The 22,206-nt window shown below is 36.9% G+C and carries 19 protein-coding genes and 1 riboswitch (1 of these 20 cut by a window edge); of the genes, 1 reads left to right on the top strand and 18 read right to left on the bottom strand.

Annotation, left to right across the window (positions count from 1 at the left end; genetic code table 11):
- Window positions 1-71: 71 nt before the first annotated feature.
- From EKL95_RS12560 to EKL95_RS12540, 5 genes are all read right to left on the bottom strand, one after another.
- Window positions 72-1,154, bottom strand: coding sequence for a bifunctional 3-deoxy-7-phosphoheptulonate synthase/chorismate mutase type II (locus EKL95_RS12560; protein ID WP_126457419.1), 1,083 nt, complete (start codon window positions 1,152-1,154; stop codon window positions 72-74).
- Between the two features lie 85 nt (window positions 1,155-1,239).
- A complete protein-coding gene (locus EKL95_RS12555; protein WP_126562872.1) occupies window positions 1,240-2,097 on the bottom strand; it encodes a prephenate dehydrogenase in 858 nt (285 codons plus the stop codon).
- Window positions 2,098-2,100: 3 nt separating this feature from the next.
- Window positions 2,101-3,246, bottom strand: coding sequence for a pyridoxal phosphate-dependent aminotransferase (locus tag EKL95_RS12550; RefSeq protein WP_126457421.1), 1,146 nt, complete (start codon window positions 3,244-3,246; stop codon window positions 2,101-2,103).
- 75 nt (window positions 3,247-3,321) lie between these two features.
- The gene (locus EKL95_RS12545) at window positions 3,322-4,149 is read right to left on the bottom strand and encodes a prephenate dehydratase (RefSeq protein WP_126457422.1); all 828 of its coding nucleotides are present in this window, start codon (window positions 4,147-4,149) and stop codon (window positions 3,322-3,324) included.
- Window positions 4,150-4,522: 373 nt separating this feature from the next.
- Window positions 4,523-5,776 carry a dicarboxylate/amino acid:cation symporter gene (locus EKL95_RS12540; RefSeq protein WP_126516157.1) on the bottom strand — a complete coding sequence of 418 codons (1,254 nt, stop codon included), beginning with the start codon at window positions 5,774-5,776 and terminating at the stop codon, window positions 4,523-4,525.
- Window positions 5,777-5,921: 145 nt separating this feature from the next.
- Between EKL95_RS12540 and gldA the strand changes: the two genes are divergently transcribed.
- Complete coding sequence (gene gldA / locus EKL95_RS12535; RefSeq protein WP_126457424.1) at window positions 5,922-6,821, top strand: gliding motility-associated ABC transporter ATP-binding subunit GldA; 900 nt, start codon at window positions 5,922-5,924, stop codon at window positions 6,819-6,821.
- Window positions 6,822-7,082: 261 nt separating this feature from the next.
- Here the strand turns inward: gldA and metF are convergent, their stop codons facing one another.
- From metF to EKL95_RS12470, 13 genes are all read right to left on the bottom strand, one after another.
- The gene (metF, locus tag EKL95_RS12530; RefSeq protein WP_126457425.1) at window positions 7,083-8,039 is read right to left on the bottom strand and encodes a methylenetetrahydrofolate reductase [NAD(P)H]; all 957 of its coding nucleotides are present in this window, start codon (window positions 8,037-8,039) and stop codon (window positions 7,083-7,085) included.
- A gap of 110 nt (window positions 8,040-8,149) precedes the next feature.
- Window positions 8,150-10,831 (bottom strand): methionine synthase, encoded by a 2,682-nt coding sequence (gene metH / locus EKL95_RS12525; RefSeq protein WP_126564337.1) that lies wholly within the window; start codon window positions 10,829-10,831, stop codon window positions 8,150-8,152.
- A 325-nt stretch (window positions 10,832-11,156) separates the two neighbouring features.
- Complete coding sequence (locus EKL95_RS12520) at window positions 11,157-12,158, bottom strand: homocysteine S-methyltransferase family protein (protein ID WP_126564336.1); 1,002 nt, start codon at window positions 12,156-12,158, stop codon at window positions 11,157-11,159.
- Between the two features lie 265 nt (window positions 12,159-12,423).
- Window positions 12,424-12,543: riboswitch (SAM riboswitch) on the bottom strand.
- A gap of 92 nt (window positions 12,544-12,635) precedes the next feature.
- The gene (locus EKL95_RS12515; RefSeq protein WP_091204228.1) at window positions 12,636-13,688 is read right to left on the bottom strand and encodes an NAD(P)/FAD-dependent oxidoreductase; all 1,053 of its coding nucleotides are present in this window, start codon (window positions 13,686-13,688) and stop codon (window positions 12,636-12,638) included.
- 107 nt (window positions 13,689-13,795) lie between these two features.
- Window positions 13,796-14,377: a bifunctional precorrin-2 dehydrogenase/sirohydrochlorin ferrochelatase gene (locus tag EKL95_RS12510; RefSeq protein WP_126554992.1), complete on the bottom strand. Its 582-nt coding sequence runs from the start codon at window positions 14,375-14,377 to the stop codon at window positions 13,796-13,798.
- A 74-nt stretch (window positions 14,378-14,451) separates the two neighbouring features.
- Window positions 14,452-15,225 carry a uroporphyrinogen-III C-methyltransferase gene (cobA, locus tag EKL95_RS12505; protein WP_126564335.1) on the bottom strand — a complete coding sequence of 258 codons (774 nt, stop codon included), beginning with the start codon at window positions 15,223-15,225 and terminating at the stop codon, window positions 14,452-14,454.
- Window positions 15,218-17,308 (bottom strand): HEPN domain-containing protein, encoded by a 2,091-nt coding sequence (locus EKL95_RS12500; protein WP_126564334.1) that lies wholly within the window; start codon window positions 17,306-17,308, stop codon window positions 15,218-15,220. Before EKL95_RS12500 ends, cobA begins: the two co-directional genes overlap by 8 nt.
- A 187-nt stretch (window positions 17,309-17,495) precedes the next feature.
- On the bottom strand, window positions 17,496-18,740 hold the full coding sequence (locus EKL95_RS12495) for a sulfate adenylyltransferase subunit 1 (protein ID WP_126564333.1): 1,245 nt from the start codon (window positions 18,738-18,740) through the stop codon (window positions 17,496-17,498).
- 87 nt (window positions 18,741-18,827) lie between these two features.
- The gene (cysD, locus tag EKL95_RS12490; protein ID WP_126453028.1) at window positions 18,828-19,727 is read right to left on the bottom strand and encodes a sulfate adenylyltransferase subunit CysD; all 900 of its coding nucleotides are present in this window, start codon (window positions 19,725-19,727) and stop codon (window positions 18,828-18,830) included.
- A gap of 65 nt (window positions 19,728-19,792) precedes the next feature.
- Window positions 19,793-20,494 carry a phosphoadenylyl-sulfate reductase gene (locus tag EKL95_RS12485; protein ID WP_126516148.1) on the bottom strand — a complete coding sequence of 234 codons (702 nt, stop codon included), beginning with the start codon at window positions 20,492-20,494 and terminating at the stop codon, window positions 19,793-19,795.
- Window positions 20,495-20,509: 15 nt separating this feature from the next.
- On the bottom strand, window positions 20,510-21,415 hold the full coding sequence (locus tag EKL95_RS12480) for a sulfite exporter TauE/SafE family protein (RefSeq protein ID WP_231507414.1): 906 nt from the start codon (window positions 21,413-21,415) through the stop codon (window positions 20,510-20,512).
- Window positions 21,416-21,530: 115 nt separating this feature from the next.
- Complete coding sequence (locus EKL95_RS12475) at window positions 21,531-21,941, bottom strand: RrF2 family transcriptional regulator (RefSeq protein ID WP_126516147.1); 411 nt, start codon at window positions 21,939-21,941, stop codon at window positions 21,531-21,533.
- 169 nt (window positions 21,942-22,110) lie between these two features.
- Window positions 22,111-22,206 carry the 3' portion of a PLP-dependent transferase gene (locus EKL95_RS12470; protein WP_126564332.1) on the bottom strand. The gene runs 81 nt beyond the window's last position, so 96 of the gene's 177 nt are visible here — the last part of the coding sequence; the start codon falls outside the window, past its right edge — the gene reads right to left on this strand; the stop codon is at window positions 22,111-22,113.

Raw genomic sequence — 22,206 nt, 5'->3', positions numbered from 1 at the left:
TACAATTAAAAATAGAAAATCCCCACAACTTTTGACAAAAGCTGCAGGGATTTATATTTAAAAAATACGGACTAAGCGTTTAGTACTTTTTCTTGGTGACCAATACTTTCCTGGTGAATCGCTTTGAACATTTTTAGTACAAACTCTTCTGTCAACCCTTTCTTCTCGCCTTCCAAAATCATTTTTCCTAAAATTTCGTTCCAACGATTGTTTTGCAATACAGCAACGTTAGCGTCTTTTTTCACTTGACCAATTTCGTCAGCCACTTTCATTCTTTTGCCTAACAATTCCAATAAATTCGAATCCAGAACATCAATATTCGCTCTCAATTTTGTCATTTTATTAGCAAACTCGTCCGTATCACCACTTACTTTTCTCACTTTCAAATCTTTGAAAATTTGCTTCAAAGCATCTGGTGTCACTTGTTGCGCTGCATCACTCCAGGCATTATCCGGATCAGTATGCGTCTCGATAATCATACCGTCGTAATTCAGATCTAATGCTTCTTGAGTCACTTCAAGAATCATCTCACGGTTTCCTGTAATATGGGAGGGATCAATGATCAAAGGCAAATCAGGGAATTTATTTTGCAATTCAATAGCTATCTGCCATTCAGGAATGTTTCTGTATTTCGTTTTTTCATACGTAGAAAAACCTCTGTGAATAACGCCTAAATTCTTAATTCCTGCCGCATGCAAACGTTCCACACCACCCAGCCACAAAGCCATATCTGGATTTACCGGATTCTTGACCAATACAATTTTATCGGTTCCTTTTAATGTATCAGCAATTTCTTGCACCGCAAACGGATTTGCAGTTGTACGGGCTCCAACCCATAATACATCAATATCATGCTCTAAAGCCAATTTACAATGCGCTGCAGTCGCTACTTCGGTTCCCATAAGCAAGCCGGTTTCTGCCTTTGCTTTTTGCAACCATTTAAGTCCTATTGCTCCTACTCCTTCAAATCCTCCCGGACGCGTTCTTGGTTTCCAAATTCCTGCTCTAAAAACACTTACGTCAGAGTCTTTCAATTCATGTGCAATTTTCAATACTTGCTCTTCTGTTTCAGCACTACAAGGTCCTGCGATTACAAATGGATGAGTCAAATTGAATTCATTCAACCAATTTCTCATTTCTTTCTTGTTTTCCATCTTTTCTAATTTTAGTTTTTTTATTTTATTCTGTGTTGTTTACTTTAACTGTAACCTGCTCCTGAAGCTTCTGAAAAAATGCTGGTTACTTTTTTATATTTATTCCGTTTAATATTTCTTTTATTTTATTCACACTTTGCATTTCATGGTAAATCGCATCATAATCTTCCTTCTCTAATAATTCCTTAAACTTTGACAAATTAGAAATATACTCCTCTAATGTTTTCACAACCTGCTTCCTGTTCTGTTTAAAAATTGGTGTCCACATTGCCGGTGAACTCTTGGCCAAACGAACCGTACTTTCAAAACCAGAACCCGCCATATCAAAAATATCCTGCTCGTCTTTCTCTTTGTCAATTACCGTTTTTCCAAGCATAAATGCACTGATATGGGATAAATGCGACACATAAGCAATATGTTTGTCATGTGATTTTGGATCCATATACCGAATCCGCATTCCCATTGCCTTAAACAAATCCAACGCTTTTTCCTGCAATTTAAACGTTGTTTTTTCGACCTCACAAATGATATTCGTTTTCCCTTGAAACAATCCTTTTATCGCTGCCGATGGTCCTGAAAACTCCGTTCCTGCAATAGGATGCGTTGCAATAAAATTCCTTCTCTTAGGATGATTAGCAACCGCTTCACAAATAGGCGTTTTTGTCGAACCTACTTCAAAAACAATCGTATTTTCACCAATAACATCCAGTACTTTTGGTAAAACACTTAATGCAACGTCAACCGGAACAGAAACGATTACAAAATCTGCATCAACTAAATCATCAAATGTCGCACCAGCATCAACAACTCCCAAAGTTATTGCTTCCTGCAAATGATTTTCATCAGTATCGATTCCATAAATTTTGGCTTCCGGATGCAGTGCTTTAATGTCCAACACCATTGAACCGCCTATCAATCCTATTCCTATTACGTGTATATTCATGTATTAAAATCTATCAATTGCTTCCTGTACTTTTTCTTCTTTTACACACAATGCAAATCGGATGTAACCTTCTCCATTAGAACCAAAAATGGTTCCCGGTGTAATAAAAATAGATTTGTCATATAAAATTTCATCTATGAATTTCTCCGCCGATGTGATTCCGTCCGGCAATTTTGCCCAAACAAATAATCCAACTCCTTCTTTATAAACTTTACAGCCTAATTTCTCAGCCAGTTGTTCGGTAAGAATTCTGCGTTTTCTATAAATCGCATTCATCGAATCAAACCAAGTTTTGTCACTTTTTAAAGCTTCAATTGCTCCTTTTTGAATCCCGTAAAACATACCGCTATCCATGTTGCTTTTCACTTTCAAAACGGCATCAATGCAAGCTGCATTTCCCAGAAGCATTCCCACTCTCCAGCCCGCCATGTTAAAAGTCTTACTCAAAGAATTCAATTCTAAAACCACGTCTTTTGCACCTGCTACTTGCAACAAACTCATCGGATTGTCGTTCAAAACAAAACTATACGGATTGTCGTTGACTAATAAAATGTTATGCTTTTTGGCAAAAGTCACTAATTTTTCAAACAATGCCAGACTTCCTCTGGCTCCAGTTGGCATGTGCGGATACCCAATCCACATGATTTTCACTTTCGACAAATCCAATTTTTCCAAAGCTTCAAAATCCGGCTCCCAGTTATTGTTTTCTTTTAAGTCATAATAAACCGGAACTGCTCCCACTAAATTTGTCACCGAAGTATAGGTTGGATATCCTGGATTTGGGATCAGTACCTGATCGCCTTCATTCAAAAAAGCCAGTGAAATATGCATAATTCCCTCTTTGGAACCCATCAAAGGCAAAATTTCGTTAGCCGGATTCAACGCAACTCCGTAATTGTTTTTGTAAAAATCAGCCATACCTTGCCGCAACTCTGGCAACCCCTGATAACTTTGGTATTGATGTGCATTCTCCTCTTGCATTGCCAGAACCACTGCATCAATTACCGCCTGTGACGGCTGTAAATCCGGACTTCCAATTCCCATATTGATAATGGGTTTCCCTTCAGAAGCCAGTTGCCTTACTTCTCTCAACTTTGAGGAGAAATAGTATTCTTCAATTATTTCGAGACGTTTCGCTATAGTAATCATTCTTCTATTTTAAATTTCTTGTAAATCGATCTTAATCTAATTCCCACTTCGGGGGTTGGGTTGGGGTTAAGGGCTTTATAATTTTGTGTTTTTATATTCGCCTAACACTTTGAAATATTCTGCCATAATGATCAATAGCGACTTTGCTTTCGCATAATCTTCGTATTTTTCAAAAGTGACATCGACAAAAAACGAATATTTCCAAGGCGTTTCTATTTTTGGTAACGATTGTATTTTTGTTAAATTCAATTTGCAATCGCTCATCACATTCAAAACTGCCGCTAAACTTCCCCGTTTGTGATCCAATTCAAATTTGATGGACGCTCTGTTAATTTCGTTTTCCGGAACAAATGAATTTTCCTTTTTGATAATCACAAAACGTGTCATATTATTTTTAATCGTTTGAATCTCCGGAGCCAAAATTTCTAAATCATACATTCTCGACGCCGTAATACTGGCAATTGCAGCAATCCCTTTCAACTGATTTTTCTGAATTCTACGAGCCGTTTCGGCAGTATCTTTATCTTCGACTAATTTTATATTTGGATATTTTTTAAGGAATTCCATACATTGCAAAATGGCCATAGGATGCGAATGTACTTCCAAAATATCTTCTATTTTCTGCCCTTTTAAGGCCATTAAATTTTGATGAATTATTAAATAATGCTCCCCAATAATGTGTAAATTATTCTTGTCAATCAATGCGTAATTCGGAATAATTGGGCCCGCAATAGAATTTTCTATAGCCATAACTGCCTGATCTGATTTACCGGAGAGCAGGTTATCCACTAACTCTTCAAACGACAAACATTCATCTAAAGCAACCGCCTGATGAAAATATTCTTGCGCCACCTGATGGTGAAAAGAACCCGTTATGCCTTGTATTCCAATTATTTCATTCATTTTACACCTTTTTAAGCAAAAAAAAATCCCGATTTACATCGGGATTGTATATTTATAGTATCAATTTAATTTTATAATCAAATAACCATACAACAATCCCTTTCGACCTTCCAGAAGAAATAATAAGAGTTGCTAAAATAAAATCGGTTATTCAACATGCTGTTGTTTTTTGTATTAATTACTCTGCGAATGTATACATAATTTCCAGCTATCCAAAAAAAAAGGCTGATTTTATTGAACAAAAAAAGAATTCGCTAAAAAACTGGTTATTAATTATGTAATAATTAAAAAAAGGTCTTTAAAACACCAATAAGTCGTTGCTATTTTACTGTTTTTAAAACTATACCATTGAAACCGGCTAAAAAAAGTGGTTTTATACAACTACTTTTTCAGCAAGCCATTTTTTTCCTTCCGAAATTCGGGCAACCATCATCGCCGACACTAAATCACCATTCGCATTTAGCAATGTCGCCATTGGATCTACTAAAGTCCCCACAATCATTGCAGCTGGAAGAGCTTGTTCCATTGGGAAACCATAAACGGTAATCGCCAAAATTTCTCCTATATAACCTCCATTAGGAATTCCACCTTCAACTACCGAAACAATTACTGTAATTCCTAACGCCACTAATAAGGTATTTGGATCCGTTAAATCTTTTCCGAACATGGCGAAAATTACCGCAATTTTCACAATAGATGACATACTAGATCCGTCTTTATGCAAAGGCGCACCCAGTGGAATAACTACATTTCTGATGTGAGCCGGAATATTCATTTTTTCGGCACCTTCCAGATTGGCAGGAATAGTGGCAATGCTGCTGCAAGTTCCCAATGCGGTTAAGGAAGGCGTAATATTATTTTTCCAAAATACTTTAAATCCTAATTTCCCTCCAGCGATAAAAGCATACAAACTAAAAAACACAATAAAGTAGAAAGCACAAACCGCATAATAAAGCCCCAAAGGTTTTGCATAAGCTCCAAATAATTGCGGTCCAAAAATTCCAACCTGATACGCGAAATAAGCCCCCAAACCTATTGGAGCCGTTTTCATGATGATGTGTAACAATTGTTTCATCACTTCATTGCCTGAATTCAAAAACCTGCTGAAATCTTTTCCTTTTTCTCCGGAACGCAGGGCGGCAAACCCTATTAGAAAGGAAAAAATGATTAAGGCCAACATGCTTTTTCGAGAAAGCAGTTCATAAAAATCCCCCGCTGTAAGCAATTGGGTAATTTGTGAACCTGTATTTGTACTTTGTATACTTTCTAACGGTATTTTTGAAATAATGATGTCTTGATGAATGGGAAATAACAGGACACCAACCAGCATCAAAATGGCAGAAATTAATACGGTGCTTAAAAACACTCCCATAACAATTACAAATAATCTTCCCAGTTTCTCTGATTTTTCTAAATTGGCAATCGAAGATGCAATCGTAAAAAACACCAAAGGGATAATGGCGGTAAACAATAAATTCAGAAATATATCTCCCAATGGTTTAATCACTTCTACTTCCTTTCCAAAAACTAAACCCAATATACTTCCTGCCAAAATTCCGCCAAGCAGCAATAAAATACTTTTGTAGTTTTTCAAGAAACTCCCTGATTGTGTGTTTTTCAAATTCATGTTCATATAGTTTATGGTAAATATATAAATCTAAAAGAGAATATCCTCTTGCTCAATAAACTTTGACGAAGGTCTTTTATTTATTGAGTTACAAAAACAATAAATCAATACTTTTTCTGTTTACTTTTGCAACAAATAAAATTCCATGTCAATAGAAGTAAATAACATATCCAAAAGTTACGGTACTCAAAAAGCCTTAGACAACATTACATTTTCTGTCAAAAAAGGAGAAATAGTTGGTTTCTTAGGTCCAAATGGAGCCGGAAAATCAACTTTGATGAAAATATTGACCACTTACATCAATGCTGATGAAGGATCCGCAATAGTAAACGGAAATGATGTAAACACCAACCAAAAGGCAGTACAACTTTCAATTGGTTATTTACCGGAACACAATCCGCTGTATTTGGATTTGTATGTACGCGAATATTTAGCCTTTAACGCTGATGTGTATAAAGTAGCTAAATCCCGTATCGACGAAGTAATTCAACTTACTGGTTTAACTACCGAAAGTCATAAAAAAATAGGCCAATTGTCTAAAGGATATCGGCAACGTGTGGGCCTTGCCAATGCGTTATTGCACAATCCCGATGTTTTGATTTTGGATGAACCAACCACTGGTTTAGATCCAAACCAATTAATCGAAATTCGTAATGTGATTAAAAATGTGGGAAAAGACAAAACTGTTTTCCTTTCGACGCACATTATGCAGGAAGTAGAAGCGATTTGTGACCGTGTTATTATCATCAATAATGGAAAAATTGTTGCCGATAAAAAACTGGACAACTTAATTTCTGAAGATAAGGAACAAGTGATTGAAGTAGAATTTGACTATAAAATCGAAGAACAAGCCATTGCTAAAATCGAAAATCTTGTTTCTTATAAAAATACTCACGACATGATTTGGGAGTTGACTTTCAAAGCGGATAAAGACATGCGTCCGGCAGTTTTTGATTTTGCCAATGCCAATGGTTTGAAAACATTGCAACTGAATCAGAAAAATAAAAATTTAGAGGCTGTTTTTAGAGAGATTACGAAAAAATAGTAATCAGTGTTCAGTCGCAGTTTGCAGATGAAAAATACTAGCCATTCATAATACTTATACCGTTTGATTTGTCATTCCGACGAAGGAGGAATCCCATGCGGTGAAATTCCTCCTTAGTCGGAATGACAAAATTATGAGAATTTGGAATGAATAACGACATTTATAACCGTTAAATCCCTAGCCCAGATAGCAGTAAAAATCCTTTTCTTGTCTCGTTTTTTTAGACAAGAAAAGATTGTAACGAATAGCTGGAAATAGCTCCTAAAAAACCTTACTCGCTATTTGTCGAATATTTTCTGATTTTCCCATAGAATAATAGTGCAACACGGGAACACCGGCTGCTTTCAACTCCAATGATTGTTGGATAGCCCATTCGATTCCTACTTGTCTGATATCTGCGTTGTTTTTGCACTGATCAACCGCATGAATTAAATCTTCCGGCAGATCGATTCGGAAAATTTGTGGCAAAACTTGTAAGTGTCTTTGCACGGCAATAGGCTTAATTCCCGGAATAATAGGAACGGTGATCCCAATTTCTCTGGCTTTGGCAACAAATTCGAAGTATTTAGCATTATCAAAAAACATTTGCGTCACCACATAATCCGCACCGGCATCTACTTTTTCTTTGAGTCTTTTCAAATCTGAAATTAAAGACGGTGATTCTAAATGTTTCTCCGGATATCCCGCAACTCCAATACAAAAATTGGCTTTATCATCAACATCCATGAGGTCATGCAAGTACTTCCCACAATTTAATTGGTTAATTTGTTTGACCAAATCAACTGCAAAATCATTTCCTCCTAATTTAGGAACAAAAGACTGCTCGTCTTTCATGGCATCGCCACGCAAAGCCATCACATTATCAATTCCCAGATAATGACAATCAACTAATAGATATTCCGTTTCTTCTTTGGTAAAACCACCACAAAGCACATGAGGAACGGTATCTACATTGTATTTATGCTTGATCGAAGCGCAAATCCCAAGTGTTCCTGGACGCATTCTGGTTAGTTTTTTTTCCAATAAACCATTTCCTTTATCCATATAGATAAATTCTTCGCGAGAGGTGGTTACGTCTATGAATGGCGGTTTGAACTCCATCAACGGATCAATATTATTGTATAATTCCTGAATACTTTTGCCTTTTTGAGGCGGAATAATTTCAAAGGAGAATAACGTTTCTCCTTTGGCTGCTTTTATATGTTGTGTTACTTTCATGATCCTCCCCCGACCCCTCCAAAGGAGGGGAGAACTCGGGTAATTTTAATTGAACAATATTTTTTTCTTCCTTTTCGACTCCTCCCCTTCGGGGAGGCTGGGTGGGGATTTTAATCTGCTACATTCGGGTTCAACCATTTCATTGCTACATCGGTTGGAATGCTTCTGCGTTTGGCATAATCAATGACTTGGTCTTCTTTTATTTTTCCAAGTCCAAAATACTTGCTTTCCGTATTTCCAAAGTAATACCCAGAAACCGATGAAGCGGGCCACATCGCCATACTTTCGGTTAGCGTCACTCCAATTTCTTGTTCTACATTTAGTAATTTCCAAATCGTAGGTTTTTCTAAATGGTCGGGACAAGCCGGATATCCTGGAGCTGGACGGATTCCTTTGTAATCTTCAGCGATCATAGCCTCTGTACTTAAAGCTTCATCTGATGAATAGCCCCAAATTTCTTTACGGATTTTTTCGTGTAAATATTCCGCAAAAGCTTCCGCAAAACGATCTGCTAATGCTTTGACCATAATCGAATTGTAATCGTCTAAATCTCTTTCGAATTCAGCCGCCCACTCATCAACACCAAAACCAGTCGTGACACAAAATGCGCCCATATAATCCGTTTTACCGCTATCTTTTGGAGCAATAAAATCAGACAAAGCAATGTTTGGAGCACCTTTTGTTTTTTGTGATTGCTGACGTAACGTCAAGAATGTCTGCAATGGTTTTCCGTTTTCATCACTTATCTCAATGTCATCATCGTTCACTTGATTGGCAGGGAAAATTCCATAAATTCCTTTAGCAGTCAGTTTCTTTTCTCTCAAAATAACTTCTAACATTTCCTGCGCATCTGCAAAAACCGAAGTGGCTTGTTCGCCCACTACCGCATCCGTTAAAATTGCCGGATATTTCCCAAATAATTCCCAGGTTCTAAAAAACGGTGTCCAGTCAATATACGGAACCAAAACATCCAAATCCACTTCGATCACTTGTTCGCCTATGATTTTTGGCTTTACAGGAGTAAAATTCTCCCAATCCAACTGCAATTTATTCTTGCGCGCTTGCTCAATAGTTAAGAAATTCTTGTCGCGTGAACGATTCAAAAACGTCTCTCTAAAGGCATCATACTCCGCTCTAATGTCGCTTGCATATATTTTTTTATCCTTGTTCAATAAACTTCCCGCCACCGTTACGGCTCTCGAAGCATCATTCACATGAATAACCGTTTCTCTGTATTGTGGTGCAATTTTCACGGCTGTATGTGCTCGCGAAGTTGTTGCCCCACCAATCATTATTGGAATTTTAAGTCCTCTTTTGTCTAATTCTTTAGCAAGAAAAACCATTTCGTCCAGTGACGGCGTGATCAATCCGCTCAATCCAATAATATCTACGTTATGCTCAATGGCCGCTGCGATAATTTTTTCGGGAGGCACCATTACGCCTAAATCTACAATCTCATAATTATTACACGCCAGCACCACGCTTACAATGTTTTTACCAATATCGTGTACATCGCCTTTTACGGTTGCCATCAGGATTTTTCCATTCCCTTGTTTGTCTCCGGCTTGTTTGCTGGCTTCAATAAACGGCAACAAATAAGCCACTGCTTTTTTCATTACCCGAGCCGATTTTACCACTTGCGGCAAAAACATTTTACCCGAACCAAATAAATCCCCAACCACATTCATTCCTGTCATTAAGTTAATTTCAATAACTTCAATTGGTTTTTTTGCTGCCAGTCGAGCTTCTTCAATATCCAAAAGAATAAATTCATCCACTCCCTTCACTAAGGAATGTGTCAATCGTTCCTGAATCGTTCCAGAGCGCCATTCCTGAATCGCTTTTTCATTGCTCTTTACATCTCCTTTTACATTTTCGGCAAAATCCAGTAATCGCTCTGTGGCATCCTCTCGCCTGTTCAGAATTACGTCTTCAACGCGTTCTAAAAGATCTTTTGGAATTTCGTCATAAATAGACAACATTTCAGGATTCACGATTCCCATCGTCATTCCATGTTGGATGGCGTGGTACAAAAACACGGAGTGCATCGCCTCCCGAACCGTATCATTTCCTCTAAAAGAGAACGAAACATTACTTACACCTCCACTAATGTGTGCGTGAGGTAAATTTTCTCTAACCCATTTTGTTCCTCTAAAGAAATCCAAAGCATTCAAGCGGTGTTCTTCCATTCCTGTCGCTACTGGAAATATATTCAAATCGAAAATAATATCCTGTGGAGGAAAACCAACTTTGGCAACTAATATATCATACGAACGTTGGCAAATTTCTACCCGGCGCTCGTAATTATCTGCTTGTCCAGTTTCATCAAAAGCCATAATAATTGCCGCAGCACCGTAACGCTTAATCAATTTAGCGTGATGAATAAATTGTTCTTCGCCTTCTTTCAAGGAAATCGAATTTACCACACTCTTACCTTGCACCACTTTTAGTCCAGCCTCAATGATATCCCATTTCGAGCTATCAATCATGATTGGAACTCTGGAAATATCCGGTTCAGCAGCAATCAAATTCAGGAATTTCGTCATGGCATATTCGCCATCAAGCATTCCTTCATCCATATTTATATCGATGATTTGCGCGCCACCTTCCACTTGCTCTTTGGCAATACTGAGTGCTTCCTCGTATTTTTCTTCCTTGATTAATCGAAGGAACTTTCTAGAACCGGTAACATTCGTTCGTTCACCAATATTTACAAATACGCTGTTAGGCGTAATGATTAAAGGCTCTAATCCTGATAATACCAAGTTTCTTCTAGTTTCTGCTTGTGCCATTTTTTATCTTTATTTTTTTCAACAACGGAATAAATTTTGTTGTTGTTGCCTTTTATTTTCAACGGAATAAATTCTCCCGAAGCTTCGGGACTACAAAATGAGTCGTTCCTACGGAACTCTTATGTTGCTTGCTCCGCGAAGTCTCCCGACTTTGAGGATGTGTTTCAAGGTCTCTGACCTTGGTTTTATCGGTTAAAAACCGATTGTCGCTTCCTCAAAGTCGGAGACTTTGCGGAGCGGGCGCTGGCACTAACTTGGATTCAACTAAAAAAATCCATTTTCAAACATCACTACACAGTTTAAAAAAACCATGCAGGAAATTTAATTACATCGTTGCTGTTGAAACTCTAGGTTTATACTCCTTTGCGATATCAGCAATCAACTTAATGTGTTCTGGGGTTGTTCCGCAACAGCCACCTATGATATTTACTAAATTATCGTCTAAATATTCTTTGATAAAGGCTTGCATCTGTTCTGGCGTTTCATCGTACTCTCCAAAAGCGTTGGGTAATCCTGCATTAGGATGTGCCGACACGTTGAAAGAAGTGTTTTGTGATAAGGTCTGCAAATATGGTTTTAATAAATCAGCTCCTAAGGCGCAATTGAATCCTACACTCAACAACGGAATGTGTGAAACCGAAACTAAGAAAGCTTCCACGGTTTGACCTGAAAGTGTTCTTCCTGATGCATCGGTAATTGTCCCGGAAACCATGATTGGAATGTCAATATTGCGTTCGTCTTTGACTTCTTCAATAGCGAAAAGAGCCGCTTTGGCATTTAAAGTGTCGAAAATGGTTTCCACCAATAATAAATCACTTCCTCCGTCTATCAATGCTTCTACTTGTTGTTTGTAAGCAATGCGCAAATCATCAAAAGTTACCGCTCTGTAACCTGGATCATTTACATCTGGTGACATACTCGCTGTTCTGTTTGTTGGTCCAACTGAACCGGCTACAAAACGAGGTTTATCTGGATTTTTGGCTGTAAATTCATCGGCTACTTCACGGGCAATTCGTGCCGATTCGTAGTTGAGTTCGTAAACAATATCTTCGAGATGGTAATCTGCCATTCCGATGGTGGTTCCAGAAAAAGTATTGGTTTCAACGATATCTGCTCCTGCTTCAAAATAGGCGGCGTGTACCGCACGAATCGCTTGTGGTTGCGTAAGTGACAATAAATCATTGTTCCCTTTTAAGGAATGTGGAAAATCTTTGAAACGTTCTCCTCGAAAGTCTTCTTCAGAGAAATTGTAGCGTTGCAACATGGTTCCCATAGCTCCATCGAGTATGAGTATGTTTTTTTTAATGGCTTCTTGAATGCTTGACATATCTTGTTATTTCTTGTAAATCACGATCCATTTCGGGATTTACACTTTTGATTATTAATTACAAAAGTTCACTATATGAACTCTTTAGCCCCGATTGAAGCGATATCCTATTTTTCTGGCGTTCAGAAAAAAAGATATAGCGGAAAGCGGGAACGGTATTGGCAAAAAAACGCCAATTGTTCGCTCCTGATACCGAAATTAATTCAGCAGGCTAAAAATATATGTTGTCAAGAAAAGGTTTGAGAAATACTGAGTGAGTATTCGTGTGTTATCTATCTTAAATACTGAAACTGGTTCTGTATAAAGTAGAATGTAGCACCTTCTTTAAAGATAAAGGGTTGCTAAGGTTTCATTGGGTCTTTCCCTCCGCCTTTCGTGATAACTTTCAATAAATATAGGAACAGTGCAAAGTAAAGACATAGCGCCTATACTTGCAAGTATTAGCGCTATATTTTTTAACTAGTTTGTATTAAGTTGTTAAACTATGGCTTTAACCACGGCTTTTGGAGCTTCTTTACGAGTTCCGTCAAATCCGTCAACACCAGAAACTGTAGTATATTTCAGCACATATTTCTTACCCGGATTGATTATTTGGTAGGCTGCCTGACACATCATAGTTGCTTCGTGGAATCCACAAAGAATCAATTTCAGTTTTCCTGGATAAGTGTTTACGTCACCAATGGCAAAAATTCCGGGAATATTCGTTTGATAATCCAAAGCATTATTTACTTTTATGGCATTTTTTTCAATGTCTAATCCCCAGTCTCCGATAGGACCTAACTTTGGAGTTAATCCAAAAAGCGGAATAAAATAATCTGTAGGAATGGTTCTGTGGGCACCATTTTCTTCAATATCAATTGATTCTAAATGTTCGGCTCCATTTAAACCAACTACTTCTGCCGGCGTGATCATTTTTATTTTTCCGGAATCTTTTAACTCCTGCACTTTTTCGACCGAATCCAAGGCTCCTCTGAATTCATTTCTACGGTGAATTAAAGTCACTTCGGAAGCAATATTCGACAAGAAAATACTCCAATCTAAAGCGGAATCACCACCTCCTGCAATTACTACTCTTTTGTCTCTGAATTTTTCCGGATTTTTAATGAAATACTTGATCCCTTTATCTTCGTAAAATTCGATGTCTTCAATCAATGGTTTTCTGGGTTCAAAACTTCCTAATCCACCAGCAATTGCTACAACTGGTGCATGGAATTTTTTTCCTTTATTTGAGGTGACAATAAAACTTCCGTCTTCTTGTTTTTCAATCGTTTCTGCACGCTCGCCAAGTGTGAATCCTGGCTCGAACTGCTTGATTTGTTCCATTAAATTATCCACTAAATCCCCCGCTAATACTTCTGGAAACCCTGGAATGTCATAAATAGGTTTTTTAGGATATAATTCTGAAAGCTGTCCGCCCGCTTGTGGCAAAGCATCTAAAATATGGCATTTTAATTTCAATAATCCTGCTTCAAAAACGGCAAATAAACCAGTTGGTCCGGCTCCTATTATAAGTATGTCTGTTTTAATCATTTTTTTATTCTTTATGTAATGTAATTATAATAAACTATTTAGTACAAATTAACGATTGATTTTTACAACTTTAAATGATAAATATCATTCGTTAATTTGCAATGCTTTTATTCTTTGTTTTTTAATGCTTCTGTGATTTCGTTCATTTTTTGTACTTTTTCTTCGAAATTCCCTTTAAGCGTTTTGCGATATTCATTGAGGTTTTCGACCATTTTATTGATGTCATCCGGAATTATTTCTTCGAAAAACTCCCGTAATCTTTTGGCAGTTGTCGGTGATTTACCGTTGGTTGAAATGGCTATTTTCACATTTCCTTTGGTTACGATTCCGCCCAAATAATAATCACATAAATCCGGTGTATCGGCAATGTTGCAAATCAAATGTCTTTTTCGACACAAGTCGAATACCCGTTTATTTACTTTCAAATCATCGGTGCAGGCAATTACCATGTGGCGTTTGCGAAGCATCCAGCGATTGAACTTTTTATAGGTCAATATTACCGAAGGATGTTTTGCTGCCAGGCCTTCCAATTCTGGAAGAAACCTTGGCGCCACCACTTCAACATTGGCATTTGGACTGGATTTCAACATGAAAGATAACTTTTCTAAACCCACATTTCCTCCACCTACAATAAGTACATTGAGGTTGTGTAGTTTTAAAAAAACAGGATATAGTTCGTTTCTTTCCATTACTATCTTATTTTCCTCTCCCAACCCTCTCCGAAGGAGATGGAGCCTGAGCTTGAATAATTTATACTTATTTTTTATGCAATGTTACTTAAAATGAATTCTTCGTAAAATCCTTTTAACTTGCTACTTTCTTTGACCACTTCTCCAATAACAATTATAGCTGGTGAACTTAACTTTTTCTCCGCCACAACTCCTTGGATAGTGTTAATCGTTCCTACTCCAATTTTTTCCTGTGGAGTAGTTCCGTTTTGAATAATTGCAACAGGAGTTTCTCCTTTGGATTCCTTCTGGAATAATGACACAATTTGTGATAGTTTACTCATTCCCATCAAAATCACAACTGTTGCTGATGATTGCGCTGCGAGAGCTACATCATTCGACAAATTCCTGTCGGAAGTAGTGCCTGTGATTACCCAAAAACTTTCTGAAACACCTCTTTTTGTCAAAGAAATTCCTTGATAAGCCGGAACTGCAATCGAAGATGAAATTCCGGGGACTACAAATGTAGGGATTCCAAAACTTTCTGCAAATTCAATTTCTTCGCTTCCACGACCAAAAATAAATGGATCTCCACCCTTCAACCGAACGACATTTCCATAGGTAAGCGCATTATCAACAATCAACTGATTGATTTGGTCTTGCGTATATTCATGACAGCCTTTTCGTTTCCCTACAAATATTTTTATGGCATCTTTGGGTGCATGAATCATTATTTCCTCATTGGCTAGTGCATCATACAAAACCACATTCGCTTCTGCCAGCGCCTTTACTCCTTTCAGAGTAAGCAAATCCGGATCGCCAGGACCAGCGCCTACTAAAGTTACTTTGGGTTGTATTGTATTATGCATCAGCTAAATCTTTGGCTCTGTATTTCTCTATTGTATCAAAAAACGCAACTCCTTGTTGGATGTATTTTTGTGCAAATTCGGCAGAAGGCTCATTCGCTTTGATTTGATAAACCAAATCTTTAAAGCTTGAATCCAATTCTATTTTTTTGCTTTCGATAAAAACAGTATCAAATAAATCGATAATTCCAGCGTGGTGATTTGTTTTTTGGTTTTCGGCCAATAAAATTGCTTTGGCTCCGTTTACAAAACCTGCGTAGGCCAAGTAAATCGCATCTGCCCATTTTTCTTCTTCGAAAGCTTCTTGTGCAAAAGTCATTTTATCTTTGGCTTCTAATATTAAAGTAGCCACTAAATCAATTACTACACCTGCACATTCTCCTACTCCAACTGCTTTTACGTAGTTATCAGCATTTCCCCAATCTACAAAATCAGCTTCGGTAAGGTTTGTTATATCCGCTAATGGTTTCAAGAATTCATAGAAATATTTCTCTCCTTTGGCGTCGTAATAATTCAAGAACGATTGTCCGTTTCCATTGGCATCAAAATCATTTAAGATAAAACGCAACGCATCGGGTCCTCTTCTACTTGGAATTTTAATCACTTTGTCAGAAAATCTTCCGTTTCCGTTTCCTAAATTCCCGCCACCTAATAAAACTTGAAGAGCCGGAGCTACCAACTTTCCTGCATTAATAGACATTCCTTGGAAACCAATTTCGGACATATTGTGTTGTCCACAAGCATTCATACAACCGCTAATTTTTATGGCGATTTGTTGATTGTTGCTGTATTGTGGGTATTCTGTTTTTAATACTCTTTCTAATTCATCCGCAATACCAGTACTACTTGCAATACCTAAATTACACGTATCCGTTCCCGGACAAGCCGTGATATCTCCGATAGTATCATATCCTAAAGCAACAAAATCCAATTTGGCTAATTCTTGGTAAAAGAACGCTAGATTTTCTTCTTTAATATTACGTAAAACGATGTTTTGTCGTAATGAAAAACGCAATTCATTCGCACCGTAATTTTTAATCAAATCGGCTAACAATCTTGCTTTGTCCGTATAAAAATCTCCTAAAAGTACTTTGATACCAATAGCTACATATCCTGCTTGTTTTTGTACAATCACATTTGATTTTTTCCAAGCTTCAAAAGCTTCAACATCCTCAATTATTACTGATGGTACAGCTAATAAAGGTTCTGAAATTGGTCCTTCAAAAGCGGTAGTGTCGATTTCGTAAGAATGAAAAGGTAATGCTTTTTTCTCTTCGTCAACCAAACGCAAAAACTCATCACGACCTAGGTCTTTGATTAAAAATTTCATACGTGCTTTCAAACGTTTTGCTCTTTCTCCGTAACGGTCAAAAACTCTGATTATACCTTCGGCAGTTGGAATAATTTGGTTCACCGGTACAAATTCTGAAAGCAATTCAGCGTGACTTGGTTGAGAACCTAAACCACCCGCAAACATTATTTTGAACCCTTTTTCGCCATTTACAATTTTTGGAATAAATCCTAAATCATGCAAATAACTCAAAGCGGTATCTTTATCAGAAGAGGAGAATGATATTTTGAACTTACGTCCCATTTCCTGACAAATTGGGTTACGCAATAAATATTGAAACAAACCATGCGCATAAGGCGAAACGTCAAAAGGTTCGTCAACATCTACACCCGCTAATTCGCTTCCAGTAATATTACGCACGGTATTTCCACAAGCTTCTCTCAAAGTGATATCATCTTTAGCTAAGTCAGACCAAAGCTCCGGTGTTCTGTCTAAACTCACATAGTGAATTTGAATATCCTGACGGGTTGTAATGTGTAAGCGTCCTGTAGAATATTTATCGGACACTTCCGTAATACGCTTCAATTGCTCGCTAGTCACTTTTCCGTATGGCAATTTAATACGAATCATTTGCACGCCTTCTTGACGTTGACCGTAAATACCACGTGCCAAACGAAGACTGCGAAAACGCTCATCGTCAATTTGTCCACTTCGGAAGGAATGAATTTTTTTCTCTAAATCGATAATCTCTTTTTGGACAATCGGATCTTCTATTTCTGTTCTAAAACTTTGCATCTTTTAGTTATGTTTATCCCCTCCTCAACCCTCCCCGAAGGGGAGGGAGTCGAAATTGGAAATATTATTACATTTTCTTTTAACTCAATTATTATTATATTCTTATCGTAAAAGGCAAACGCCTTAACTACCGGTATACTTTTACCCAGTATGTCTCCCTCCCCTTCGGGGAGGGCTGGGGTGGGGGCTATTTTATAAACCCAACTCCTGCTGTTGTGTTGGTTGCAGCATCTATTAAAATGAAAGCTCCGTTAGATTTATTATCAGTATAAGCATCAAAATAAATGGCTTTGCTCAATTTGATAGTTACTTCTCCAATTTCATTTATAGCTAATTGAGTCGCTGGTGTTGTTCCAGAATAATCGGTTGCGATTACGTTTTTTATACTATCAATTTTTGCCAAAACTCTATTGCTGTTGTGTTGTACATAATATTTTGCGCCTGCCACTAATTTTTTACTGTCCATCCAACAAACAGTTGTTGTGATGTCTTTTTCAATTTTAGGAAGTTCATTCGATTTTACAATCATATCACCTCTGGTTACATTGATGTCATTATCTAATTCGATAGTGATAGAAGAACCAGCCGTAGCTTCATCAAATTGTTTATCAAAAAAGTGAATATTCGTTACGGTAGATTCAGTTAAAGAAGGAAACACCGTTACTGCATCTCCCACTTTAATAGTGTTACCGTATAATTTTCCGGCATATCCTCTAAAGTCGTGATACTCTTCCGTTTTTGGTCGGATTACTGTTTGAACAGGAAAACGTGCGATCCCGTTTTCGTAGATATCATTTGGTTCCAATGATTCCAAATGTTCCAAAACCGTCTGTCCGGTGTACCAAGGCATATTCTCCGATTTATCTGCAACATTACCACCATTGATTGCACTTAGCGGAATGTAACTTACATTTTGTTCTTTAAAAGCGCTTTTTGCATTTAATGCCTGAAAGTCTGCTTTGATTTTGTTGTATACTTCTTCTGAATAATCAACTAAATCCATTTTGTTTACCGCAACAATCACATCTTTTACTCTCAATAAATTATTGATAAAAAAGTGACGGTAGGTTTGCTCAATAACTCCTTTACGCGCATCAATCAAAATGATTGAAACTTGTGAAGTTGAAGCTCCGGTAACCATGTTTCGTGTATATTCAACGTGACCCGGAGTATCGGCAATAATGTAACTTTTTTTGGCTGTCGAAAAATAAATATGCGCCACATCAATCGTAATTCCTTGTTCTCTTTCAGCAACCAAACCATCGGTAGCCAATGAGAAATCTAAATAATCGTATCCTTTTTGCTTACTGCTTTTTTCTATTGCTTCAATCTTATCTGTAGTCAACGATTTTGTATCGTACAATAATCTCCCGATTAATGTACTTTTTCCGTCATCTACACTTCCTGCTGTTGCTATTTTTAAAACTTCCATTTTATATTGAGTTTAAATTTTAAAGTATAAAACCTTTAAAACTCTTGTTTTTTTTATACTTGCTTACTAATTTTAAAAAATCAAATTCTAAAAATAACCTTGTTGTTTTCTTTTTTCCATTGCAGCTTCAGAACGTTTATCATCAATTCTGGCTCCTCTTTCAGAAATAGTTGAAGATCTAATTTCACCCACCACTTCCTGAATAGTTGCTGCGTAAGAATCAACAGCTGCGGTACAACTCATATCTCCAACGGTTCTAAAACGAACAATTCTTTCTTCAATTTGCTCATCTTCTTCTTGGTAAACAAAAGGAGAATGAGACCAAATCATACCGTCTCTCAAGAATACCTTACGCTTGTGTGAAAAGTAAATCGATGGAATTTCGATTTGCTCTTGTTCGATATAACTCCAAACATCTAGCTCTGTCCAATTCGAAATTGGAAAAACACGAACGTTTTGACCGTTTTCAATTTTTCCGTTTAAAATATCAAATAATTCAGGACGCTGATTTTTTTCGTCCCATTGACCAAAATCATCACGAACCGAAAAAATACGTTCCTTCGCTCTCGCTTTTTCTTCATCTCTACGCGCACCACCGATGCAAGCATCAAATTTGAATTCTTCGATAGCATCCAAAAGTGTAGTCGTTTGCAAACTGTTTCTACTGGAGTACTTACCTGTTTCTTCTACAACTTTCCCTTCGTCAATAGCATCTTGCACATTACGAACGATTAATTCTAATCCCAATTCAGCAACTAATTTATCTCTAAAAGCAATAGTTTCAGGAAAGTTATGTCCCGTATCTACGTGCAACAATGGAAAAGGGATTTTCGCTGGAAAAAATGCTTTTTGAGCTAAACGTACCAAAGTAATCGAATCTTTTCCACCAGAGAAAAGCAATACCGGTTTGTCAAATTGAGAAATTACTTCTCTAAATATGTATATCGCTTCGCTTTCTAAAGCATTTGTTTTTAATATGGTACTCATTATATTTTTATTTATTCAAGGATTGAAAAATTCAAAAATTGAAAGATTGTTGTATTAATTTTTAATTATTTTTGGTGCAACCCACATTCTTTATGACTCGATTCCCATGACCATCTCCCTGCTCTGATATCTTCCCCTTCGGCTATGGCTCTCGTACATGGAGCACATCCTATACTTACAAACCCTTGTTTGTGTAATACATTTTGTGGCACATTATTTTTTTCTAAATAAGCTTCTACTTCTATCAAAGTCCATTTCAATAATGGATTGAATTTTATAATGTCGAACTTTTCATCGTATTCAAAAAGGTCTAAGTCATTTCTGTTTTCGGATTGTTCCGCACGTAAACCAGTAATCCAGATGTCATTCCCTTTTAATGCTTTAGTCAACGGTGCCACTTTTCGAATAAAACAACACTCTTTTCTATTCTCCACCGATTCATAGAAGCTGTTTGGACCTTTATGATTTAACAACTCTTCCACCGCAATTGCTTCCGGAAAATAGGTTTTAATGTCAATTTTATATTTTCTTAAAGTTTTATGAAAAACATCATACGTTTCCTGAAATAATCGTCCTGTATCCAATGTAAAAATGGTAATTGGCAAATCATTTTTCGCAATTAAAGCCGTAATCACCTGATCTTCCTGACCAAAAGAAGTAGAAAAAACTACGTTATCCTTATATTCGTTGGCTAAAAAACGAAGCGTTTCCTCAATGGAAAAATCTTTGGTTTTATGCAATAACGCTTGTACTATATCTGTGCTCATAATTCCGTTTATCTTTTACAACAATTTTGACAAGGTTCTTAAACTCAAAATAATAATTAAGATACCTACCAAAATCATCATTGGTTTTCTTTTGATTTTATTAACTAATAAAGCAGCAATTGGCGCAGCAATAACGCCTCCTAAAATTAAACCTATAATAACCTGCCATCCTTGGATTCCTCCAAAAATCATAAATGTAATACCACTAGCGAAAGAAACCGCAAATTCGGCTGCATTCACAGAACCAATTGTATATCTAGGATTTCTACCGCGTCCTAATAATGTAGAAGTTACAATTGGCCCCCAGCCTCCACCTCCAACGGAATCCATGAATCCCCCAAAAGAAGCCAGAATATTCAATCGTTTCGTTTTCTTTTTAATAATATTTTTTTGCATTGCCTTTCTGATAATTATAACCGCCAAAGCGATCATATACACGGCAATAAAAGGCTTTATTGCATCCCCATCAATTACATCCGATAACAAATAAGCTCCGGTAATCGAACCCAAAATTCCGGGTATCAACAAATGCCGGACTAGTTTTTTATTGATATTCCCAAAACGATGATGAGAAATTGCAGAAGCGCCGGTGGTAAACATTTCAGCAACGTGAACACCTGTACTGCTGATTGCTGGCGGGATTCCATATGCCAATAAAAAAGAGGTAGAGGTTGCTCCGTAGCCCATTCCTAAAGTTCCATCGACTAGTTGTGCAAAAACGCCAATACAAAAAAAGATTAAAAACTCCTGATCGAACCCTCCCACAAAACCATTCCAAGAAAATTCAGCATGATGGTTGTACACCAATGTAGAAATTAATCCAACTAATAAAACAACCGGAATAACAACCCACAAGCGTTCTTTAAATGTAATTTGGGATTTTATCATCCCTTTATTTTCTTCTACTACTTCTTTATTCATGCTTGCAAGGTAAAATAAATTTTATTTATTATCTATTACCCTATCGGCATTGTAGATTAAAGCGCAAAAATAGTACTTTTTGTTTAACTACAACACTAATTTTTAAGTTTATTTTTTAAAAGGCGATATCCGCTAGGGTATTGTTTTCCAATATCATCAGGGTATTGTCTCGCACTTCGGTCATTAATTTCCGAACGGCGCAAGTGGTTTCATCGGCACAGTCTTCACAAGGCTCATAAAAATTATGGCTGGCACATGGAAGTAATGCAATAGGTCCCTCTAGAATACGATACACATGGGCCATATTTATTTCCTTAGGATCTTTTATCAAATAATAGCCTCCGCCTTTTCCTTTTTTGGCTCCTAAAAAACCAGAATGACGCAGTAATAATAAAATACTTTCTAAAAACTTGATCGAGATAGTCTCGCTCTTGGCTATCTCCGCTATTTGCACCGGAAAATTGTTTTTTTGGCGTGCCAAAAAAGTAAGTGCTTTTATTCCGTATTTAGTTTTTTTTGAAAGCATTTTAAAAAAATATAATTGAAGATTAATTATTTTTGATTGTAGATTTCAAAGCTGTCTGAAATCAACATTCTTTTTATATTGAAACAACAAAAATATACTTTTTGATTTAAGAATAGTGAATGGAGATTGATGATTTTTAATTTGTAGTAAATCTACAATCAAAAAATCCTTACAACAATGCCTGCTCTAAATCAGCAATCACATCTTTTACGGTTTCCAATCCTACTGAAACACGAACTAAACCATCGGTAATACTCACTGCTAA

Origin of the sequence: Flavobacterium sp. LB2P53, assembly GCF_003970305.1 — a bacterium.
GTDB lineage: Bacteria > Bacteroidota > Bacteroidia > Flavobacteriales > Flavobacteriaceae > Flavobacterium.
Note: the sequence above shows the minus strand (reverse complement) of the source record. Positions and strands in the feature narration are given on the sequence as shown.